Consider the following 19,096-nt stretch of genomic DNA (forward strand, 5'->3'; position numbering starts at 1 on the left):
GCGTGCGGGGCCCGGGGTGGCAGGCCGGCGCGCGGGGCGCCGGCGCGTGACTCGAAGGGGAGGGTCTTCGCCTAGTAGGCGGAGGAGGAGGAGGCGTCGAGCTGGTGGACCTCGTCGCCGCGCAGGGCCGGGGAGAAGACGCAGACCAGGCGCAGGTCCTCGTGGGGGCTGGCGACCAGGTAGTGGGCGTCGTGCTGGTCGAGGGCGTAGAGGCGGCCGGGGGTGATGGGGTGGGAGGTGCCGTCCATGGCGATGACCTCGCCGGAGCCGGCGATGCAGTAGCACGCCTCCAGGTGGTTGCGGTACTCCAGGCGGGACTTGGTGCCGGCGTTGACGATGGTGTCGGTGAGGGTGTAGCCGAGGTTGTCGCCGGCCACCAGGAAGCGGCGGGACAGGCCGTTGCCCCACTCGACGGTCTGGACGTCGTCAAGGTCGCGGATCAGCATGCTGGTTCTGCCTTTCGTGTCAGCGGGCGGGGGTGGTGGTGCCGGGGGTGGTGCGCGTGGCGGTGGTGCTCGTGGTGGTGGTGCTGGTGGTGCGTCCGGCCGTGGCGGGCTGGGGTGGCCCGGGCGGGCGGAGGTCGTGGAGGAGGGCGCGCAGCGCCTGTGCGGCGTCGCGGCCCTCGGTGAGGGCGGTCTCGATGCGGGCGACGGCGGCGGAGCCGACGATCGCGGCGTCGGCTCCGGCGGCGGCGACCGCGTCCAGGTCGGCGGCGCTTTTGACGCCGAATCCGATGGCGACCGGGGTGGCGGGGGCGGCGGCGCGCAGGGCGGCGACGGTGGCGGCCAGGGTGTGGTGGCCTTGCGCGGGGCTGGTGCCGGAGCGGCCGTAGTGGGCGACGAGGTAGACGTAGGCGCCGTGGGCGTCGCGGGCGGCGGCGGTGAGGACCTCGGGGGTGGAGGTCGGGTAGCAGGTGGCGACCTGCGGCAGGGACGCCTCGCGCAGGGCCTGGCGCCAGGCGGGGCGCAGGCGGGGCGGCAGGGCGTGGACGAGCAGGGCGTCGGCGCCGGCCCGGGCGATGGCGCGGGCGCAGGTGGCGGGGTCGGCGGCGCGCAGGCTGTGGCTCCAGTCGGCGAGCAGCGCGATCTTCAGGTTCTTCAACTGGGGCCGCAGGGTGGCGAGTTCGTCCAGGACGGTGTCCAGGGTGGTGCCGGCGGCCAGGGCCCGGTCGGCGGAGCGGCGGATGACGGGGCCGTCGGTGGGCGAGTTGGGGAAGGGGACGGCGAGTTCGAGGACGTCGACGCCTTCCTCGTCCAGGACGAGGGCCAGGTCGGTCAGGCGGGCGGGCGGGTCTCCGGCGTTGAGGAACAGGGCCAGGTGCGGGCGGCCGTCGGCGCGGGCGGCGAAGAACGTGGTGTCAGGCATGGGCGGGGGCCTTGTGGTCGGTGCGCAGGCGGGTGGCCAGGGCGCGGGGGGCGCCGTCGGCTAGGGCGTCCAGGGCGGCGGTGTGGGCGGTGTGCCAGTGGGTGTGGCGGCCCGAGGCGAGGGCGAGGGCGGCGGCGTTGAGGGCGATGGTGTGGGTGGCGGTGGGGCCGGCGCGGCCGGCGAGGGCTTGCAGGAAGTGGCCGGTGAGGTCCTCGGGGTGGGGGGCGAGGTCGGCCAGGGTGCCGTCGGCGGGGGCGATGGAGCCGGCGGGCAGGTGGATGGTGGTGTCGGGGGTGTGCAGGGTGTTGTCGGCGAAGGGCAGGAGTTCGTCGGCGCCGGCGGTGTTGGTGGCCAGCCACACGGCGCGTCCGGGGGTGCGGGGGGCGAGGTGGCGCAGGGCGGGCAGGTCGGTGGCGGCGCTGGCGCCGGTGAGCTGGGCGGTGACGGGCACGGTGGCGAGCAGCGGGCCGAGGGTGTTGAGGAGGCGGCCGAAGGGTTTGAGGGTGAGTGGGAACAGGAGGCGGGCCAGGCGGGTGAGGGCGGGCGGGTAGACGTGGGGGCCGGCGAAGGCGATGCCGTGGCGGGCGAGGTGGTCGGCGGTGGCGGTGTGGGAGGAGGTGAGGGTGATGCCCAGGCGTTCCAGCAGGTCGATGGAGCCGGCGCTGCTGGTGTAGGCGCGGGAGCCGGTCTTGACGACGGGTACGCCCATGGCGGCGGCGGTCAGGGCGGCGGCGGTGGAGAGGTTGAAGGTGGCCGGGCCGCCGCCGGTGCCGACGATGTTGACGCTGGCGGGGTGGGCGGGGCCGGGGTGGGGGCTGCGTTCGGTCAGGGAGGTGGTGAAGGCGGCGAGGGTGTCGGGGGCGGGCAGGCGGGTGGTGAGGGCGGCCAGCAGGGCCGCGGCCTGGGCCCGGTCGCTGTCGCGGGCCGGGCCCGGGGGGCGCTGCTCCAGCTGGTCCCACCACGAGCGCCAGGTGTCCAGGTCGACGTCGTGCCCGGCGAGCAGGGCGGTGAGGGCCGGGTGCACGGGTCAGCCGCCTGCCACGGCGCTGGCCGGGACGGCGCGGCGCTGGGTGATGAAGGCGTCGATGGCGGTGACGGAGCGGAAGTTGTTGGGGTCGAGGTCGGTGTCGTCGACGGGCAGGGCGAAGTGGTCCTCGACCCAGGCGATGAGCTTGAGGACGCCCAGGCTGTCGATGACGCCGTCGGAGAGCAGGTCGTGGTCGTCGGCGAGTTGCTCGGGGGTGACGTCGGGCAGGAACTCCTCGATGAGGAACCGCTTGATCTGGGCGATGTTGCTCATGGCTCGCAACTCCCTTGGGTGTATTGGGGTTTGGTGGGTGTGGTGGTGTGGTCAGGCGGTGGGCAGGACGGCCTTGCGGTCGACTTTGCCGGTGGCGGTCTTGGGCAGCGGGGTGTCGTGGATGGCCAGGCGTTCGGGCACGGCGGCGCGCGGCAGGTTGCGGGCCAGGTGCTCGCGCAGGGTGAGGCTGTTGAGGGCGGAGCCGGCGGCGCGCTGGACGGCGGCGTGCAGGCGTTTGCCGGTCAGCGGGTCCGGGGCGGCGGCGACGGCGGCCTCGCGGACCTCGGGGTGGGCGAGCAGGACGCGTTCGACCTCGGCGGTGTTGACGGCGACGCCGCGGACCTTGACCTGGAAGTCGGCGCGTCCGGTCAGGTGCAGGCGGCCGTGTTCGTCGCGGACGGCCAGGTCCCCGGTGCGGAACCAGCGCCGTCCGGGGCCGGCGCCCTCGGGCTGGGTGGTGAAGCGGCCGGCGTCGCGGGAGCGGTCCAGGTAGCCGGCGGCCTGGAAGGGTGTGGAGACGTACAGTTCGCCGCGGCCGGGGCCGGTGACGGGGGTGCCGTCGGGGGCGGCGAGCAGGGTGCGCACCCCGGGCAGGGGGGTGCCGATGGGCACCGGCAGGGCGGCGGTGGCGTCCAGGCGGTCCAGGCGGTGCAGGAAGCTGTCGTTGGTCTCGGTGCAGCCGTAGATGTTGTAGAGCGCGGCGCCGGGCAGCAGGGCGGGCAGTGCGGCCAGGGTGCGGGCGTCGATGGCGTCGCCGGTGAACGCGGCGTGCTCGACGCTGTCCAGCACCGCCGGGCCTGCCGTCTGGGCGGCGGCCTGGGCGAGGAGGGCGTAGGCGAGGGGGACGGCCTGGAGGACGTGCGGGCGGTGGCGGGTGAGCTGGGCGAGCAGGTGGCGGGCGTTGAGCGCGTGGGCGGGGTCGATGAGCAGGACGGTGCCGCCGGCGGCGAGGGTGGCCCACACGTCCAGCAGGCACAGGTCGAAGTTGAGGGGGGCGTAGTTGGCGACGACGCGGCCGGGCCCGAGGTCGAAGGTGTCGTGGGCCCAGGCGGTGAAGCGGTCGACGGCGGCCTGCGCGAGGGGGACGATCTTGGGCAGGTCGGTGGAGCCGGAGGTGGTGAGCAGGAAGGAGGTGCCGGCGGCGAGGGTGGGCACGGGGGCGGGGCGGGCCAGGGCGGGCAGGGCGGGGGTGTCCTGGCCGAGGGGGGCGAGCAGGTGGCGGGCGCCGGCCTGGGCGAACAGGGCCGCGAGCAGGGCGGGGGCCAGCTGGGGGGAGGGCAGCAGGAAGGGGCGGCGCTCGATCAGGCAGGCCAGGACGAGGGCGATCTGCTCGGGGGACTTGGCGGCGGGCAGGCCCACCGGTTCGCCGGGGGCGAGGTCCAGCGTGTGCAGGCGCAGCCGTTCGCGTTCGGCGGTTTCGGCGAGTTCGCGGTAGGTGACGGCGCGTTCGTGCCACAGGAGGGCGACGGCGTCGGGCCGGGTGCGGGCGTGGGCGGTGAACGCGTCGGGCAGCGACAGCGGCGGCGGGGCCTGCGCGGCGGGTGCGGTGGGTTCGGCGGGCGTGGTGGGTTCGGCGGGTGTGGTCATCGGGGTCTCACTCCCCCGCCGGGGTGAGGGCGGCCCAGCCGGCCTTGACGGCGGTGCCGTCCTGGGTGGCGACGGTGAAGCGCACCACCGTGCCCCGGTCGTAGGGCTGCAGGGTCAGGCGCAGCGGGGTGCCGGGGGTGGTGGGGGCGGCGAAGCGGGCGCCCAGGGCGGTGAGGCGGGTGGGGTCGCCGTCGGCGTGGCGGTCGGTGATCTCCTCGGTGGCGAGGGCGACCAGGTGCATGCCGTGGGCGATGGCGGCGGGGAATCCGGCGGCGCGGGCGGCGTCGTCGTCGAGGTGCAGGGGGTTGAGGTCGCCGGCGGCGTGGGCGTAGGCGGTGACGTCGGCGGGGGTGAGGGTGTGGGTGAGGGTGAGGGGTTCGGTGTCGGGGGTGGTGCCGGGGTGGGCGGCGGGGGTGAGGGTGCCGAAGGGTTCGATGGTGGTGGCGCCGACCAGCAGGGCGGAGGTGGCCAGTTGGGCCAGGGTGCGGGTGCCGTCGGTGAGGTGGGTGGTGAGGGCCAGGCGGGTGCCGCGGGCTTCGCGGCGGGCGGCGGTGACGGTGACGTCGATGTCGACGTGGGTGCCGGCGGTGAGGGGGTGGTGGGTGTGGATCTCCTGGGCGAGGTGGACCACGCCGGTGAAGCCGGTATCGCCCGTGGTCAGGGTGGTGACGGTGTGCTGGGCGAGGGTGTGGGCGAGGACGAAGGGGTGGGCGGGGGCGGCGGCGGTGTCCGGGGCGGGGGGCAGGCCGGTGCGGGCGGCGGTGCGGTAGGCGGCCAGGGCGTCGGCGGTCACGGTGGTGCGGGTGCGGGCGGTGCGGTGGGCGGGCGTCGTCGCGGGCCCGGTCGCGGGTGTGGTCGCGGGTGTGGTCGCGGGTGTGGTCGTGGGTGTGGTCGTGGTCATAGCGGGGTCACCACCAGGGTCGAGTTGTGGCCGCCGAAGCCGAACGAGTTGGACAGGGCCGCGCCGGGGCGGATGGGGCGGGCGGTGCCGTGGACGACGTCGAGGTCCAGGCCCTGTTCGGTGTGCTCGTGGTTGGCGGTGGGAGGGGCGAGGCGGCTGTTCATGGCCTGCACGGCGGCGATCAGCTCGACGGCGCCGGCGGCGCCGATGAGGTGGCCGATGGAGCCCTTGGTGGAGGTGACGGGCACGCCGTGCGGGCCGAAGACGGTGCGCAGCGCGGCGGCTTCGGCGCGGTCGTTGTGCACGGTGGAGGTGCCGTGGGCGTTGACGTGGGCGATGTCGGCGGGGGTGAGGCCGGCGTCGGTGAGGGCGGCGCGCATGGCGGCGACGGCGCCGGCGCCGTCGGGGCGGGGGTTGGAGAGGTGGTAGGCGTCGGCGCTGGAGCCGTAGCCGGCGAGGAGGGCGTAGGGGGTGCGGTGGCGGGCGCGGGCGTCGGCGAGGCGTTCGAGGACGAGGAAGCCGGCGCCTTCGCCCATGACGAAGCCGTCGCGGTCGGTGTCGAAGGGGCGGCTGGCGCGGGTGGGGTCGTCGTTGCGCTGGGAGTGGGCGCCGAGGTTGCCGAACGCGGCGAGGGTGACGGGGGTGAGGGTGGCTTCGCAGCCGCCGGCGATGACGATGTCGGCGCGGCCGGTTTCCAGGAGGAGGGCGGCGTGGCCGATGGCGTCGGCGCTGGAGGCGCAGGTGGTGGCGATGGTCAGGGCGGGGCCGGTCCAGGCCAGGCGCATGGCGATCTGGGCGGCGGCGGCGTTGGGCATGGTGACCAGGGGCATCAGGGGGCTGACGCGCAGGGGTCCGGCGGTGGTGAAGAGGGCGGATTCGCGGTCGCTGGTGGTGCGTCCGCCGACGGCGTTGCCGACGACGATGGCGCTGCGGCCGGGGTCGGGTTCGGGGGCGCCGGCGTCCTGGTGGGCGGCGAGGGCGGCGAGGGTGCCGTAGTGGGCGAAGGGGTCGAGGCGGCGGGCGTCCTTGGCGGGGACGGGGCCGTTGTCGGGCAGGTCGGTGACGCGGCAGCCCAGGCGGACCCGGTGGCGGGCCAGGGCGGGGTCGGTGAGGGCGGTGGCGGTGGGGGTGCCGGTGCTGACGGTGTGCCAGAACGCGGCCGGGGTGTGGCCGGCGGGGCTGACGACGCCCAGGCCGGTGACGGCGATGGGGGGCCGGGTGGGGCGGGCTGCCATGGTCTTGTCCTTTCCGGGCGTTGGGGGCCGGGCCTTCCTTGGTGGCGCCGTCCGGGTCAGATGAGGCCGGTCTGGGCGGCGGCGGTCAGGAAGGCGTCGGCGGCGAAGTCGATGTCGGCGGCGGTGTGGCGGGCGGTGACGGCGATCCGCAGCCGGGCCAGGTCGTTGGGCACGGCGGGGGTGACGACGGGCAGGCCGATGACGCCGGCCTTGCGGCAGGCGGTGGCGTAGTCGTAGGCGGCGTCGTCGGAGCCGGCGATGACGGGCAGGACGGCGGTGGCGGAGTCCATGGTGGAGATGCCGGCGTCGTTGAGGCGCCGGCGCAGGCGCTGGGCCTGGACCTGGATGTGGGTGACGCGTTCGGGTTCGCGGCGCAGGATCCGCAGGGACTCCAGGGCGGCGCCGGTCTGGGCGGGGCCGAGGGCGGCGGAGAACAGGAACGGGCGGGCGGCGTAGCGCAGGTGGCCGATCAGTTCGTGGCTGCCGGCGACCCAGCCGCCCATGGAGGGGATGGCCTTGGAGAGGGTGCCGAGTTTGATGTCGACGCGGTGGCGGTAGCCGAAGTGCTCCTCGATGCCGCCGCCGGTTTCTCCGATGACGCCCAGGGCGTGGGCCTCGTCGACCATCAGGAGGGCGTCGTGGGCGTCGCAGACCGCGCGCAGTTCGGGCAGCGGGGCGATGTCGCCGTCCATGGAGTAGACGCTGTCGACGATGACCAGGCGCACGCCGGTCGGGGAGGCGGCCTTGAGGCGGCGTTCCAGGTGGTCGACGTCGTTGTGGCGGAAGCGGGTGACGGTGGCGCCGGAGAGGCGGCAGCCGTCGACGATGCTGGCGTGGTCGTACTTGTCGATCAGGACGGTGTCGCCCTGGCCGACCAGGGCGCCGACGGTGCCGACGTTGGCGGCGTAGCCGGAGCCGAAGACCTGGGCGCGTTCGCGGCGGGCGAAGCGGGCGACCTCGGCTTCCAGTTCCTCGTGCAGCGGGATGGTGCCGGCCAGGGCGCGCACGCCGTGGTTGCCGGTGCCGTAGACGTCGACGGCGGCCTTGGCGGCGGCCACCACGCGTTCGTCGCCGGCCAGGCCCAGGTAGCTGTAGCCGGACATCATGAGCAGGCGCTCGCCGTCCAGGTCGCAGTAGGCGCTGTCGCGTTCCATGGTGTAGGCGACGAAGCTGTTGCGGCGTGAGGGGTCGGACTCCAGCGCGGCCACGCGGTCCAGGGTGGCGGCGAGCTTCGGCTCCAGGCGGTCCCATGCTCCGGTGGCGTTCACGTGCGGGTCTCCTTCTCGGCGGGGCGCGGCGGGCGCGCGGCGGTTTTGCCGTGCGGTTTGCCGTCGGTTTGCCGCCGGTTGTCCGTCGGCTGGTCGGCGGTTCGTCGTCGGCTTGTTCCGGATTGTTTTCGGTATTTCCCGGCGCGGGGGCGGGTGGTGGTGCTGGGGTTTCCTCCCGGGATAGTCCCGGGGCTTTTACGGGTGGTGCCCGGCGCAGGGGGTGGGGTGGTGTTTCTCGAAGCCTTCACGCGGGGTGCTCAAGGATGACTACATTTCTACGGCAGGATGCGCAAGGCGTCCGCAATAGCCGTGTTCCCGGCCTGCGGTAACGCTCTGACGTGCAGAAACCCTGCGTCCACGACGCATGGACCGGCTGGTGGGTATGTTTTGTCGACCAGTGTTGACACCGTGTGATGCGCCGAATGTATGGTCGAAATCCGCCGAAACCGAACGGCTGGTCGGCGGAATTTCCGGTCCAGGTTTCCCACGCCGTCGGCCCGGCGTCACGGGCCGTCGGCTCCGCTTTGGCTCAAGGGGGTTGGAGCACGTTGAACGGCTTCCGGGAAGACAGTCCGTCCGGCAGATCGGGGGAATTCTCATGCTGATCCGCCTGACAGGACTTGTGACGATCGAGCACGACCACGGCGCCCCGCAGCACCTGTCCAGCGCCCAGGCCCAGGTGGCGTTCGCCCGCCTGGTCCTGGAGCGCTCCGCCGGCACCAGCCGCGACCAGCTGGCCGACACCATCTGGCCCGACGGCCTGCCCGACACCTGGGCCTCCGCGCTGCGCAGCGTGGTCTCGCGGGTGCGGGCCTTCGTCGCCGCCCCCGGCCAGGGCCCGGGCGCCACTCCGCTGATCGCCCAGGGCGGGCGCTACGTCCTGCGGCTGCCCGCGGACGCGGCGGTGGACCTGGAGGCCGCCGCCAGCGCGGTCGGGGAGGCCGGGGAGGCGTACGCGGCCCGCTCCTACGCGGTGGCGCAGCAGCTGGCCGCGGGTGCGATCGCCAATCTGCGCGGCGCGTTCCTGCCCGACCACGAGGGCGAGTGGGCGGGCGGGGTGCGCGAGCACGTGGAGGAGCTGCGGATGTCCGCGCTGGAGACGGCGAGCCTGTCGGCCTCGGCGCTGGGCGAGGAGCACCACGCGCTGCGCTGGGCCGACGAGGCGGTGCGCCGCGCCCCGTTCCGCGAGAGCGCCTACCGCTGCCGGATGGAGGCGCTGGCCGCGGCCGGCAACCGGGCCGAGGCGCTGCGCTGTTACCAGCAGCTGCGCCAGGTGCTGGCGGAGGAGCTGGGCATCGACCCGGCCGCCGAGACCCAGGAGCTCTACCTGGCGCTGCTGCGCTCCCCCGCTCCCGTCGCGCCCGCTGCGGCGGTGGTGCGGCCGGTGGACCCGGTGCTGATGGGGATCTTCGAGCCGCTGGCCCTGGCCCGGCTGGCGCGCCCGGCCGGGCCGCCGGTGCGCGCGGCCTGACGGCCTGTCGGTGGGCGCGCGGCTTGACGGGACTGTCGGTGCGCGCGGCCTGACGGCCTGTCGGTGGGCGCGCGGCCTGGCGGGATCGGCGGTGCGCGCGGTTCGACGGCCTGTCGGTGCGCGCGCGGCTTGACGGCCTGTCGTCGTGGCGGGCGGCCCCCGGCTTCGGGGGGCCGCCCGCCCGCGTGCGCGCACGGGGGCGGGCGGGGGCGGGCGGGGGCGCGGGGGTCGCGGGCACGCCGGGGCGGGCGCGCGCGTGTTGCGGAGGTGTTGCGGTGGGCGTGGCGCACGGCGCGCTCGTAGTAGCGTCGAGGCGCGAAGTCGCGCACGCCGCGCGGCTTTTACCGAACCGGGACGGGGGTCGAGCGTTGGGAAGGGGTGGTGGGTGTGGGACGGGCACGCGTGGCGGCGCGGGTGATCGTGCACCCTGGTGTGGAGGACCTCAGCGTCCAGCAGGTGTTGGAGGCACTCGCGGACCCTGCCCGCAGATCGGTGGTGCGCCGGCTGGCCCACGCGGGCGCCGCGCTGAGCTGCGGCTCCTTTGACCTTCCGGTCTCCCGCTCCACCTCGACGCACCACTTCAACGTGCTGCGCCAGGCCGGACTGCTGCACCAGTACTACGTCGGCACCACCAAGATGAACTCGCTGCGCGCCGAGGAGCTGGAGGGCCGTTTCCCGGGCCTGCTGTCGGCGGTGGTCGCCGCCGCCGACGCCGAGGCCCGCGCGGCGCCCTGACGGCCGGCCCGCTCGCGGCCGGCGGCCGCGGGGCGGGCCGGTTCCGGAAAGCTCGGCCCCGGCGGGGTCAGTTCTGGACGGTGAGGACGATCTTGCCGACCTGGGTGCCGGCCTCCAGGTAGCGGTGGGCCTCGGCGATCCGGTCGAGGCCCTCGAAGACCCGGTCGACGGCGGGGGTGAAGGAGCCGTCCGCGAGCCCGGCGGTGACGAAGGCCTGTGCGCGGCGCAGCCGTTCGTCGTCGCGGGTCACCTCGTGCATGGAGTAGAAGCGGCTGGTGACGGGGGCGAAGGTGTCCTGACCGGGCAGGGGGGTGTCGCGGGGGTCGAGGCGGCCGTAGACGATCAGGCGTCCGCCGGGGGCGATGGTGCGGGCGAGGGTGAGGACGCCGGGGCCGGCGACGGGGTCGAAGACGGTGCGCACGCCGGTGCCGGCGGTGATGGCGTCCACGCGGGCCACCAGGTCCTCCTCTCCGGTGATGACGACGTCGGCGGCGCCGGCGTCCAGGAGTTGCTGCTTCTTGGCGCGGGTGCGGGTGGTGGCGATGGGGACGGCGCCCAGGCGGCGGGCGGTGCGGATGGCGGCCAGGCCGGTGCCGGAGGCGGCGGCGGTGAGCAGGACGTGGTCGCCGGGGCGCAGGTGGCCGTCCTCGGCGAGGGCGCCGTAGGCGGTCAGGTAGGGCATCCACACGGCCGTGCCCTGGACGTCGGTGAGGCCGGCCGGGTGGTGGACGACGGCGCGGGCGGGCACGAGGGCGTGGGTGCGGTAGACGCCGTAGTCGTTCTGGGAGAAGGCCGGGACGGTGTCGACCCGGTCGCCGGCGGCGAAGCCGGTGACGCCCTCGCCGAGGGCTTCCACGGTACCGGCGGCCTCGTAGCCGGGGGTGGCGGGCAGCCTGGGCTCGTCGAGGTAGGTGCCGGCGCGGAAGAGGGCCTCGGCGCGGTTGAGGCCGATCGCGGTGACGCGGATGAGCAGTTCGCCGGGGCCGGGCACGGGTACGGCGGCGGCTCGCACGGTCAGGACCTCCGGCCCTCCGGTGCGGTCGAAGACGACGGTCCTGGACATGGCGTAACTCCCCTGCTGCGGCGGGCCGGTGGCGGTGCGGCGTGCGGTGCGGCCACTTACGTAACCCGGTGCGCGGGAAACTGTCAAACTTCGACCGGTCTCGGAATAGGGGGCGGTCGGCGCGCGTTGCCGGTGAGTTGACCCCGCGCCAGACCAGCGTCAGACCAGCGCCAGCCCCGGGGCCGCGGGGGCTGCGGGGGCGGGTGGGAACCCGGCATGGCGGCGGGCGGGCGGTGTTCGTATCCTTCGGCGGATGGACGCCTTCGCACCGCCGCACGAGCCGCCGCACGAGCCGTACGGGCCCCCGGGCCGGGACTGGGCCGCCACGCTGCGGTGGGTGGAGCAGGGCCTCCCTGCGGGCCACCGGGTGCGGTCGGTGGCCGGCCTGCGCGGCGGCTGGACGTCGCGGATGCGGCGCCTGGACGTCAGCCCGGAAGAGGGTGCGGGCGAGGGCCCGGGTTCGGGCGGGGGCGGGTACGGGCTGGTACTGCGCTCGTTCGTCAAGCCGTTCTACCTGCGCCACGCGCCCGCCCTGCTGACCCGCGAGGCCGGCGTGCTGCGGCTGCTCGCGGACGGCGGCGTGCCGGCGGCGCGGCTGCACGCCCTGGACGCGGCGGGCGAGTTCTGCGACCACCCGTCGCTGGTGATGTCGCTGCTGCCGGGCGGCGTGCGGGTGGCGCAGGACGGCGACGTGGAGCGCCGCGCGGACCTGCTGGCCGGTCAGCTGGCCGCCGTGCACGCCCTCGCGGTGGCGCCGGGCGAGCGCCCCCGCGCCTTCGAGGCGTGGACGGCCCCGGAGCGGGTGCGGGTACCCGGGGCCACGGCGCGTCCCGGGGTGTGGCGGCGGGCGGTGGACGTGATCCGCCGCGAGGCGCCCGCGTACCGGCCGTGCTTCCTGCACCGCGACTTCCACCCCGGCAACGTGCTGTTCACCGGGCAGGGCGCCGAGCTGGCCGTCAGCGGGGTCGTGGACTGGGTGGAGACCTCCTGGGGCCCGGCCGACCTGGACGTGGCCCACTGCTCCACCGCCCTGGCCCTGCTGCACGGCGTGGACACCGGCCTGGACTTCGCCGCCCGCTACCTGGCGGCCGGCGGCACGCTGGAGGCGGACCGGGGCGCGCACCTGTACTGGCGGCTGCTGGACGCGCTGGCGTTCGCGCCGGACGCGGAGAAGGTCGCCGTGCCGTGGCGGGAGCTGGGGCGCGGCGACCTGACGCCGGCCCTGCTGGGCCGGCGCCTGGAGGACTTCCTGGAGGCGCTGCTCGACCGGTACGCCTGAGCGCCGCCGGCTCCCCGGTTCCCCGGCATCCGGCCGTCACCGCGCCCGCGTCGGATCGTCAGGAGAATCATCGAGAATCGCCCCTTCCGGAGCGCCGGTTGAGGCCGATCATGGGAGGACCTTCCTGTCTGCCGTCGAGAGGAACAGCTATGGCAAGGCGGCTGCGTGTCATCGGTAGCACCTCGGGTGTCGGCGACTGCCCGACGCTGTACGAGGACGTGGACACCGGCGAGGTGGTCGTGCAGGGGTACGCCGTGACGGACCCCGAGGACGTGGCGCAACTCATGCACGTGAAGGACGATGAGGGCTTCGTAGTCGTGCCCCGCGAACTGCTGGTGCGGTTCGCTCCGAAGGAGTCGACGCCGGTGCCGGAGTTCGTACCGCAGCAGCGGATCACCGAGTTCATCAACGACGGGTTCGAGCACACCGCGTGGCGGTTGGAGACAAGGGCGGGATACCTCTCCGACAAGCAGACGCCCTCCTACGCCGAGTTCCTTCGGACGGGGGACAGCGCCGGGGAGGTCGGGCACCCCTGGTTCGAGAACGTGCGCCGCATGGTCGGCAAGGGCAAGAGGTTCGAGCGGGTGCGTCTGGTGGACGATCCGCCGACCGAGGGGCAGCGGTACCTGCTGGCGTGCGCCCGGACCAACGTGGCGGCCGGTGAGGACATCCGGTGCATGTGGCGCTCGGAGGCCGAGGCGGCCGGGCTGGCCGGGCTGACGGACTTCTGGCTCTTCGACTCCCGCACGGTCGCGCGCTTCCACTTCGAGGGGGAGCGCACCGTGGGAATGGAGTTGGTCACCGACCCGCTGGAAGTCCTCCGTGCCTGCCAGGTGCGTGATGCCGCCTGGCACCACGCGAGGCCCTACGCGCGGTTCCGGGCTCAGGTACCTTCCGGCATGTGAGCACCGACTATCAGCAGGCACGGTCTGCTCTTGGTGCCCGGATGCGTGAACTGCGCACCGAGTGCGGGTTGTCCGGACGCGCCTTGGCCGTGCGGCTGGGCTGGCCCCAGTCCAAGGTCAGCAAGCTGGAGAACGGCAGGCAGTCGCCCACCAGGGCCGATGTGGTCGCCTGGGCCGAGGCCGTCGGCCGGCCCGACGCCGCCGCCGAACTGGTGGGCCGGCTGCGGACGGTGGAGACCCAGTACCGGTCGTGGCGGCGCCAACTCGCCGGCGGTGTCCGGCCGGTGCAGGAGGCGCACGCCGCGCAGGGGAAGAAGACCGGCGACCGTCGGTCATTCGACCCGACCCTGGTTCCCGGCCTGCTCCAGACCGCCGAGTACGCGCGAGCGGTCCTCACCCGGTACACCAGGGTCCATCCGTCGATCCGCGACGTCGAGGCCGCGGCGGTGACCCGCATGGAACGCCAGAGGGTTCTCAACGACCGGTCGCGGTCGTTCCACTTCCTGGTGTGGGAAGGCGCCCTCGTCTCCCGGCTCTGCCCGCCGGCCGTACTGGCGGACCAGCTGGAGTGCCTGGCCCCCTGGCTGGCACGTGGGAACGTCCGGCTCGGGATCGTGCCGTTCGATGCCGATCTCAGAGTGCCCGCGGGAGTCGGATTCTCCATCCACGACGGCGCGTTGGTCATCACCGAGTCCTGGCACGCGGAGATGTGGTTGGACGATCCGGCAGACGTCGCGCTTCACGTCCGGGCGTGGGAGGCCCTGGCGGAGAGCGCCGTCTACGGCCCGTCAGCCCATCGGGTGATTTCCCGGGCCCGCCGGTCGCTGCTGTGAGAATCACCGGGAATCACCTCCGCCCGGTTCCTGCCGCCGCCCCTACCTTCGTGGTGACGGAACCCCATCGGTCAAGGGAGTGGCACATGTCGGGTCTTGAGCCGACTGGACAGTCGGAACGGGTGAGCGCCGAGGAGTCGGCGGCGAACGATCTGCGGGAAGCGCTGCGCGCTGCCGGGATCTCCGCCCTCGTCCGTGGTGGCCCGGACGTGTTCGCGGGATCCAGCTTCTCCTGGGTGGCCCTGGGACACCTCAAGGAGGCCGAGGCCGCCGTGCTCGCCACCCTGATCCGCAAAGCCCTGGACACGTGAGCGCGGCACCGCAGGGGGCCCCGGCCGCCGGGAGGCGGAGCGGCCCCGCCGGACCCCGACGAGCGGTCCGGCCGACCGAGCTGTCCCCGGAGGAACGCGAGCGGCGTCGGGCGTGCCCGACTTCGCCGAGCTGCTCGGGCGGTGCCGGCGCTCCGCCGTCCATCTGGAGCTGCGGGACTCCTACGCCCCGACGGAGCGGTTCGAGGCGTGGCGGCGCGGCGAGCGGATCGACTGGCAGGACCGCGGGTCCTGGTGGCATCCCTACGACCAGCTGATCACGGACACGGTGGCCCGGGGTGTGGCCGTGCGCCGGGCCCGGGTCGTCTCCGAGCCCGTGTCCGCGTACATCCGGTGGGAGCACTACGTCACCCACGCCAACGTCACGGCGGGTGAGGAGGTCCGCTGGCTGCCCCGGCGACGGGCCACGGGCATCCCCCTGCCGGGCAACGACTTCTGGCTGTCCGACGGCGCGCTGCTTCGGGTGCACCACTTCTCCGGTGACGGCGCGGTGGTCGAGGACGAGATCACGGCGGACCCGCAGACCGTGAAGCTGTGCGCCACCGCGTTCGAAGCGGTCTGGGAGCACGCGGTCCCGCACCACCTGTTCGGAATCTGACGAGGGCCGCCTCCACCCTCACCCCTCGCCCAGCCAGGCCAGGCCAGGCCAGGTCGATCTGTACGCCCGGGCCTTCGACCGCCTCTCGCGGGGGCGGTGCGGGGCGCGGCAGCGCGCTCACTGGTGGCGGGTGCCTTGGCCTGCCTGGATTGATACGGGCGCCGTCAGCCGGTGGCGGCCCGGGCGGGGGCGGGCGCGCCCTGCGCCGCAGGGGCGGTGGGGGTCGCCGGGGTGGCGGGGCCCAGGCGGCGGCGCAGCAGGACGGCGGCCAGGGCGGCGAGGGCGAAGCCGGCTCCGGCCCAGGGCAGGTGGCGGGCGCCGGCGGTGGAGACGACGAGGCCGCCGACCGCGCTGCCGGCGGTGATGCCCAGGTTGGAGAAGGAGATGAACAGGCTGTTGCCGAACTCGGGTGCGTCCTGGGCGTCGCGGGCCAGCCAGCTCTGGCTGACGACGAGTCCGCCGGAGTGCACCGCGCCCCAGAGCAGGACGCCGGCGGTCATCGGCGCGGGCCAGGGGCCGATCGCGTAGAGCAGGGCGTAGAGGAGGACGTAGAGGGCGGGGAAGGCGGTGACGGTGCGCGGGAGGTCGCGTTCCAGGAGGCGGCCGAAGAGGAGGTTGCCGAGGACCATGACGATCCCGAAGGCCATCAGCGCGGCGCCCACCAGGGAGGCGCTCAGGCCGGTGACGCGTTCCAGGTATTCGGCGAAGTAGCCGTAGACGGAGAACATCGCGGCGAACACGCACACGACGGCCAGGACCGACAGCCACAGCCGGCCCCGGCGCAGGATGGCCAGCTGGCCCCGGTAGGAGGGGCGCCGGCCGGCGGGCGCGGTAGGCGTGGTGGGCGCGGCGGGGGTGGTGGGCAGGAGGAGCAGGACGCCCAGGCAGGCCAGCAGGTTGACGCCGGCGCCGAACCAGAACGCGGCGGCCAGGCCCGCGTGTTCGGCGAGGTAGGAGGTGAGCGGCACGCCGAAGGCGAAGCCGACGGTGACGCCGGCGAAGACGGTGGTGGCCGCCCGGGTGGCGCGGTGTTCGGGGACCAGGTTGGCGGCGGTGGTGAGGGCGACGGCGAAGAAGACGGGGTGGAAGAGCGCGGGCAGGATCCGGAAGGCGAACATCACGGCGAAGTCGTCGGTGAGCGCGTACACGGCGTTGGAGAGCGCGAAGACGGCCAGTGCGCCCGCCAGGACGGCCTTGCGGCGCAGGCCGGAGGCCAGCAGGGTGCCGAACGGTCCGGTGGCGGCGACCACGAGGGCGAAGACGCCCACCAGCCAGCCGGCGGCGGAGGGTGTGACGCCGAGGTCCTCGGAGATGCGGGGCAGGACGCCGACGACGCCCATCTCGGTGGTGATGATCCCGAACACTCCCAGGGAGAGTGTCAGGACGGCGGGGCCGGTCTTTCGCATGTGCTGCCTCCGTCCGCCCGGCGCGCGGGGTGTGCGGGCGCACGGCACCCGCCCCCCGCACATGGGGCTACAAATCTAGATAGTTAGATGGAATGGGGCGAAAAGGAAGGGCGCAGCCCGGGCCGCCCCGGCGGGGGCGGTGGGGTGCGCCCCTGAGGGGGCGGGGCGTCAGAGTTCGTCGCGGGCGTAGGCGGCGAACGCGGCGATCGTCGCCTCGTCGCGGCGGTAGAAGGTCCACTTGCCGACGCGTTCGGACACCAGCAGTCCGGCGTCGCGCAGGATCTGCAGGTAGCCGGAGACCACGGACTGGGCGAGCCCGGACTTCTCCCGGATGTCCGTCACGCACACGCCGATGTGGAAGCCCACGCCGCGTTCGCGGTAGTAGTCCTCGTCGAAGTAGCGCTCGGGCGTCTTGAGCCAGCGCAGGAAGTCCGCCCGCGCCGGGTTGGCGAGCGCCTTGTGGACGGCCAGCGGATCCACCGCGTGCTCCCTTCGCCCGACCCTCGACCAGATGACGTATCCAATATTCTAGATGTGAAGAAGCGTGTCAACCCGGGCCGGACGAGGCGGGGGCGGCCCGCATGCCCGCCGCCCCGGCGGCCTGCGGGCCTACGGGCCGGCGTGGGCCAGGGGCGGGGCGATCGCCTGGGCGTCCACGCCCTCGCCCACCCACAGGCCGATCAGGAACGCGGCGGTCGCCTCCAGCAGCCCGGCCCGCTCCAGCCCCCCGCCGCCCACCGGCTCGCAGCCCACGTCCCGCACCAGGCGCCGCACCGTCTCCAGCGCGCCCGGCTCGTCCCCGCACAGCGGGACGGCCAGCGGACGCCCGTCGAACACCGGCGGGCTCAGGCGCCACACGCTCTCGTGGCACAGGTTGAACGCCTTGACCACGTGCGCCCCGGGCGCGCCCGCCGCGATGCGCTCGGCCGCCGAGGGCCCGGCGCCGGTGGCCAGGACGAAACCCGGGGCCACCGGGTTGGTGCAGTCCACCAGCGTGCGCCCGCGCAGGACGCCGGCCAGGGCGGCGGCCACACCGGCCGCCGCCGCGTGGGGCACGGCGAGCAGGACGGCGTCCGCCCCGTGCCCGGCCGCCTCCCGCACGCCCCCGGCCCGGGCACCGATCCGCCCGGCCAGGGCCGCGGCCCGGGCGCCGTCGCGCCCGCCCACCAGCACGTCGTGGCCCGCGCGCACCCACTGCCCGCCCAGCGCACCGGCCATGGCGCCGGTGCCGATGATCCCGATCCTCACGATCCCCGCTCCCCTTCTCCCGAACACGCCGACGACATCGACATCGACGATGTCGACGGCATCGACGACGTCGACTGCGCTGACGACACTAGGCACCGGCTCGGGCACCATTCGGTACGTGACCACCGATCAGGACCTCCTCGCCGACTGCCCCGCCCGCCTCGCCTTCGACCTGCTCGCCAACACCTGGAACCCGGTCGTCCTGTGGGCGCTGCGCCACCACCCCCAGCGCCCCGGGCAGTTGCGCGCGCGGATCGGGGGCATCAGCCCCAAGGTGCTGACCGAGACCCTGCGCCGCCTGCAGGCCAGCGGCCTGGTGGAACGCACCGCCCACCCCGGGTCGCCGCCCCGCGTCGAGTACGCGCTCACCGGCCTGGGGGCGAGCCTGCTCACCCCGGTGGGCGCCCTCGGCGCGTGGGCGTTCGAGCACGGCGACGACGTCATGGCGGCCCAGGACCGCGCCGAAGGCCCGGGGCCCGCCGGGGCCGAGAGCGCGGGGCCCGCCGGGGCCTAGGATTTCTCCGGTGCACCGGAGGAATCTGACAGCGGCGGCCGACGGCGGATCCTGGGGCGGCCTGGGCCTGGAGCTCCCCCCTGCCACCGAGCCGGGGCTGCGGCCGCGGACGGCCAACGGGAACCTGATCGTCCTGTCACAGGGTCCGCGGGTGGTGCTCACCGCCAGGATCGACGACGACCGCTGCGGCGTCGAGTACTCCCGCACGGACCACTACCGCTCCCCCCTCGCCCCGCTGCGGGCCGCCCGGGCGCGCGCGGTCGCCGGGCCGGGAGGGCCGTCCTGGTACGCCCGCTGGGCGCACCGCTTCGCCGGCGCCCTGCACGCCCGCGCCGACGGCCCGCTCCACGAGGGACGGTGGGTGCTCTCCCCGCGGCTCGCCCGCGAGGGGACGGCACCGGCCGCAGGCGGACCGGGCGGCCAGTGGCGCTCCCTGCTGCTCGACGCCCATCCCGACGGCTACGTCGACTGGTTCGACGGCTCCCGGCGGGTCATGCCGCTGCGCCGGATGCCACCGCCCGACGACCCCCGGGTGAAGGCCTGCCGCAAGCAGGCCCGGGAGGGCGTCCTGGCGCCCGTCCTGCTCTGGTGGTTCAGCGGGCTCAACTGCCATGCGGTCCTGGACGGCCACGCCCGCCTCGGCGCCGCGATCGCCGAGAACCGCGAGCCGGCGGTCCTGGTCCTGTCCCGCGCCCCGTCCGAGGAACGGACCAGGGCCCGGACGGACAAGGCCCTGTCGACCTACCGCCTCACCATGTCCCTGCTGGACGGCCCGCATCCGGTGGCGGACCGCCAGGGCCTGGCCTCGGCGGCGGGCCGCCTGCTCGCCACCCAGTTGCACGGCCCCGAGGCCGACCACGCGCCCACCCGCGCATGGCCGATGCCGTGAGGCCCACCCGCCCGGCTCCGCCCGGCACCGGCCGTTCCCGCCAGGGGCCTTGGCGGGTTCGCGGCCCAGGCGCGGCACTAGGCCGCGTATTCGGTCGTGATCAATGGGTTCGGGTGAGGTCCTTGATCCAGATCATTGCGCCGCGGAGGTGAAGGCCGGCGAGGTAGCTT

General features: G+C 74.8%; 21 protein-coding genes. 9 read left to right on the forward strand and 12 right to left on the reverse strand.

From position 1 onward, the window contains the following. Positions 1-71: 71 nt before the first annotated feature. The 8 genes from ACIO9K_RS34865 to ACIO9K_RS34900 are packed head-to-tail and all read right to left on the reverse strand — an operon-like array spanning position 72 to position 7,656. Positions 72-446, reverse strand: coding sequence for an ectoine synthase (locus tag ACIO9K_RS34865; RefSeq protein ID WP_063352982.1), 375 nt, complete (start codon positions 444-446; stop codon positions 72-74). A 19-nt stretch (positions 447-465) separates the two neighbouring features. Continuing rightward, positions 466-1,365 (reverse strand): tryptophan synthase subunit alpha, encoded by a 900-nt coding sequence (trpA, locus tag ACIO9K_RS34870; protein ID WP_400335761.1) that lies wholly within the window; start codon positions 1,363-1,365, stop codon positions 466-468. Then, positions 1,358-2,389, reverse strand: a complete 1,032-nt coding sequence (locus ACIO9K_RS34875) for a hypothetical protein (protein WP_363626089.1) — start codon at positions 2,387-2,389, stop codon at positions 1,358-1,360. The genes trpA and ACIO9K_RS34875 overlap by 8 nt, the downstream gene beginning before the upstream one ends. A 3-nt stretch (positions 2,390-2,392) precedes the next feature. Then, the gene (locus ACIO9K_RS34880; RefSeq protein WP_063352985.1) at positions 2,393-2,665 is read right to left on the reverse strand and encodes an acyl carrier protein; all 273 of its coding nucleotides are present in this window, start codon (positions 2,663-2,665) and stop codon (positions 2,393-2,395) included. Between the two features lie 51 nt (positions 2,666-2,716). Further along, entirely contained in the window at positions 2,717-4,252 is a 1,536-nt protein-coding gene (locus ACIO9K_RS34885) for an AMP-binding protein (RefSeq protein ID WP_363626091.1), read from the reverse strand. 7 nt (positions 4,253-4,259) lie between these two features. Next, positions 4,260-5,153, reverse strand: a complete 894-nt coding sequence (locus ACIO9K_RS34890; RefSeq protein ID WP_400335766.1) for a MaoC family dehydratase — start codon at positions 5,151-5,153, stop codon at positions 4,260-4,262. Then, positions 5,150-6,388: a beta-ketoacyl-[acyl-carrier-protein] synthase family protein gene (locus tag ACIO9K_RS34895; RefSeq protein ID WP_363588125.1), complete on the reverse strand. Its 1,239-nt coding sequence runs from the start codon at positions 6,386-6,388 to the stop codon at positions 5,150-5,152. Before ACIO9K_RS34895 ends, ACIO9K_RS34890 begins: the two co-directional genes overlap by 4 nt. Positions 6,389-6,444: 56 nt before the next feature. Further along, entirely contained in the window at positions 6,445-7,656 is a 1,212-nt protein-coding gene (locus tag ACIO9K_RS34900; RefSeq protein WP_363588123.1) for an aminotransferase class I/II-fold pyridoxal phosphate-dependent enzyme, read from the reverse strand. A 598-nt stretch (positions 7,657-8,254) separates the two neighbouring features. On the opposite strand from ACIO9K_RS34900, the gene ACIO9K_RS34905 reads away from it, so the two are divergent. Then, positions 8,255-9,127 carry a bacterial transcriptional activator domain-containing protein gene (locus tag ACIO9K_RS34905; RefSeq protein ID WP_363626094.1) on the forward strand — a complete coding sequence of 291 codons (873 nt, stop codon included), beginning with the start codon at positions 8,255-8,257 and terminating at the stop codon, positions 9,125-9,127. A 387-nt stretch (positions 9,128-9,514) separates the two neighbouring features. Further along, positions 9,515-9,862 carry a helix-turn-helix transcriptional regulator gene (locus ACIO9K_RS34910; protein WP_363588119.1) on the forward strand — a complete coding sequence of 116 codons (348 nt, stop codon included), beginning with the start codon at positions 9,515-9,517 and terminating at the stop codon, positions 9,860-9,862. A gap of 67 nt (positions 9,863-9,929) precedes the next feature. Here the strand turns inward: ACIO9K_RS34910 and ACIO9K_RS34915 are convergent, their stop codons facing one another. Then, on the reverse strand, positions 9,930-10,925 hold the full coding sequence (locus ACIO9K_RS34915; RefSeq protein ID WP_363588117.1) for a zinc-dependent alcohol dehydrogenase family protein: 996 nt from the start codon (positions 10,923-10,925) through the stop codon (positions 9,930-9,932). A gap of 253 nt (positions 10,926-11,178) precedes the next feature. On the opposite strand from ACIO9K_RS34915, the gene ACIO9K_RS34920 reads away from it, so the two are divergent. From ACIO9K_RS34920 to ACIO9K_RS34940, 5 genes are all read left to right on the forward strand, one after another. Then, positions 11,179-12,204: a phosphotransferase family protein gene (locus tag ACIO9K_RS34920; protein WP_400335770.1), complete on the forward strand. Its 1,026-nt coding sequence runs from the start codon at positions 11,179-11,181 to the stop codon at positions 12,202-12,204. Positions 12,205-12,353: 149 nt separating this feature from the next. Next, the gene (locus tag ACIO9K_RS34925; protein ID WP_400335772.1) at positions 12,354-13,109 is read left to right on the forward strand and encodes a DUF6879 family protein; all 756 of its coding nucleotides are present in this window, start codon (positions 12,354-12,356) and stop codon (positions 13,107-13,109) included. Continuing rightward, positions 13,106-13,942, forward strand: coding sequence for a helix-turn-helix domain-containing protein (locus ACIO9K_RS34930; protein ID WP_400335774.1), 837 nt, complete (start codon positions 13,106-13,108; stop codon positions 13,940-13,942). Before ACIO9K_RS34925 ends, ACIO9K_RS34930 begins: the two co-directional genes overlap by 4 nt. A 122-nt stretch (positions 13,943-14,064) precedes the next feature. Continuing rightward, positions 14,065-14,253, forward strand: coding sequence for a hypothetical protein (locus ACIO9K_RS34935; RefSeq protein ID WP_363632320.1), 189 nt, complete (start codon positions 14,065-14,067; stop codon positions 14,251-14,253). Positions 14,254-14,365: 112 nt separating this feature from the next. After that, complete coding sequence (locus ACIO9K_RS34940) at positions 14,366-14,869, forward strand: DUF6879 family protein (RefSeq protein WP_400335776.1); 504 nt, start codon at positions 14,366-14,368, stop codon at positions 14,867-14,869. A gap of 164 nt (positions 14,870-15,033) precedes the next feature. Here the strand turns inward: ACIO9K_RS34940 and ACIO9K_RS34945 are convergent, their stop codons facing one another. The 3 genes from ACIO9K_RS34945 to ACIO9K_RS34955 form a co-directional block, all read right to left on the reverse strand. Then, complete coding sequence (locus ACIO9K_RS34945; RefSeq protein ID WP_400335779.1) at positions 15,034-16,275, reverse strand: MFS transporter; 1,242 nt, start codon at positions 16,273-16,275, stop codon at positions 15,034-15,036. Positions 16,276-16,443: 168 nt separating this feature from the next. Further along, positions 16,444-16,755 (reverse strand): helix-turn-helix transcriptional regulator, encoded by a 312-nt coding sequence (locus ACIO9K_RS34950; RefSeq protein ID WP_363588103.1) that lies wholly within the window; start codon positions 16,753-16,755, stop codon positions 16,444-16,446. Between the two features lie 129 nt (positions 16,756-16,884). Continuing rightward, positions 16,885-17,523, reverse strand: a complete 639-nt coding sequence (locus tag ACIO9K_RS34955) for an NAD(P)-binding domain-containing protein (protein WP_363626102.1) — start codon at positions 17,521-17,523, stop codon at positions 16,885-16,887. Between the two features lie 118 nt (positions 17,524-17,641). Between ACIO9K_RS34955 and ACIO9K_RS34960 the strand changes: the two genes are divergently transcribed. Together ACIO9K_RS34960 and ACIO9K_RS34965 are read left to right on the forward strand one after the other, a co-directional pair. Beyond that, positions 17,642-18,037: a helix-turn-helix domain-containing protein gene (locus ACIO9K_RS34960; RefSeq protein WP_363626098.1), complete on the forward strand. Its 396-nt coding sequence runs from the start codon at positions 17,642-17,644 to the stop codon at positions 18,035-18,037. A gap of 10 nt (positions 18,038-18,047) precedes the next feature. Continuing rightward, entirely contained in the window at positions 18,048-18,926 is an 879-nt protein-coding gene (locus tag ACIO9K_RS34965) for a hypothetical protein (RefSeq protein ID WP_400335783.1), read from the forward strand. Positions 18,927-19,096: the final 170 nt, after the last annotated feature.

It is taken from the genome of Kitasatospora sp. NPDC087271 (assembly GCF_044744605.1).
Classification (GTDB): Bacteria; Actinomycetota; Actinomycetes; order Streptomycetales; family Streptomycetaceae; genus Kitasatospora.

Bases quoted from the DNA above. Each gene is read 5' to 3' on its own strand.
- ACIO9K_RS34865 (WP_063352982.1), bottom strand. From the start codon at position 446: ATGCTGATCCGCGACCTTGACGACGTCCAGACCGTCGAGTGGGGCAAC.
- trpA (WP_400335761.1), bottom strand. From the start codon at position 1,365: ATGCCTGACACCACGTTCTTCGCCGCCCGCGCCGACGGCCGCCCGCAC.
- ACIO9K_RS34880 (WP_063352985.1), bottom strand. From the start codon at position 2,665: ATGAGCAACATCGCCCAGATCAAGCGGTTCCTCATCGAGGAGTTCCTG.
- ACIO9K_RS34885 (WP_363626091.1), bottom strand. From the start codon at position 4,252: ATGACCACACCCGCCGAACCCACCACGCCCGCCGAACCCACCGCACCC.
- ACIO9K_RS34890 (WP_400335766.1), bottom strand. From the start codon at position 5,153: ATGACCACGACCACACCCACGACCACACCCGCGACCACACCCGCGACC.
- ACIO9K_RS34895 (WP_363588125.1), bottom strand. From the start codon at position 6,388: ATGGCAGCCCGCCCCACCCGGCCCCCCATCGCCGTCACCGGCCTGGGC.
- ACIO9K_RS34905 (WP_363626094.1), top strand. From the start codon at position 8,255: ATGCTGATCCGCCTGACAGGACTTGTGACGATCGAGCACGACCACGGC.
- ACIO9K_RS34915 (WP_363588117.1), bottom strand. From the start codon at position 10,925: ATGTCCAGGACCGTCGTCTTCGACCGCACCGGAGGGCCGGAGGTCCTG.
- ACIO9K_RS34920 (WP_400335770.1), top strand. From the start codon at position 11,179: ATGGACGCCTTCGCACCGCCGCACGAGCCGCCGCACGAGCCGTACGGG.
- ACIO9K_RS34925 (WP_400335772.1), top strand. From the start codon at position 12,354: ATGGCAAGGCGGCTGCGTGTCATCGGTAGCACCTCGGGTGTCGGCGAC.
- ACIO9K_RS34945 (WP_400335779.1), bottom strand. From the start codon at position 16,275: ATGCGAAAGACCGGCCCCGCCGTCCTGACACTCTCCCTGGGAGTGTTC.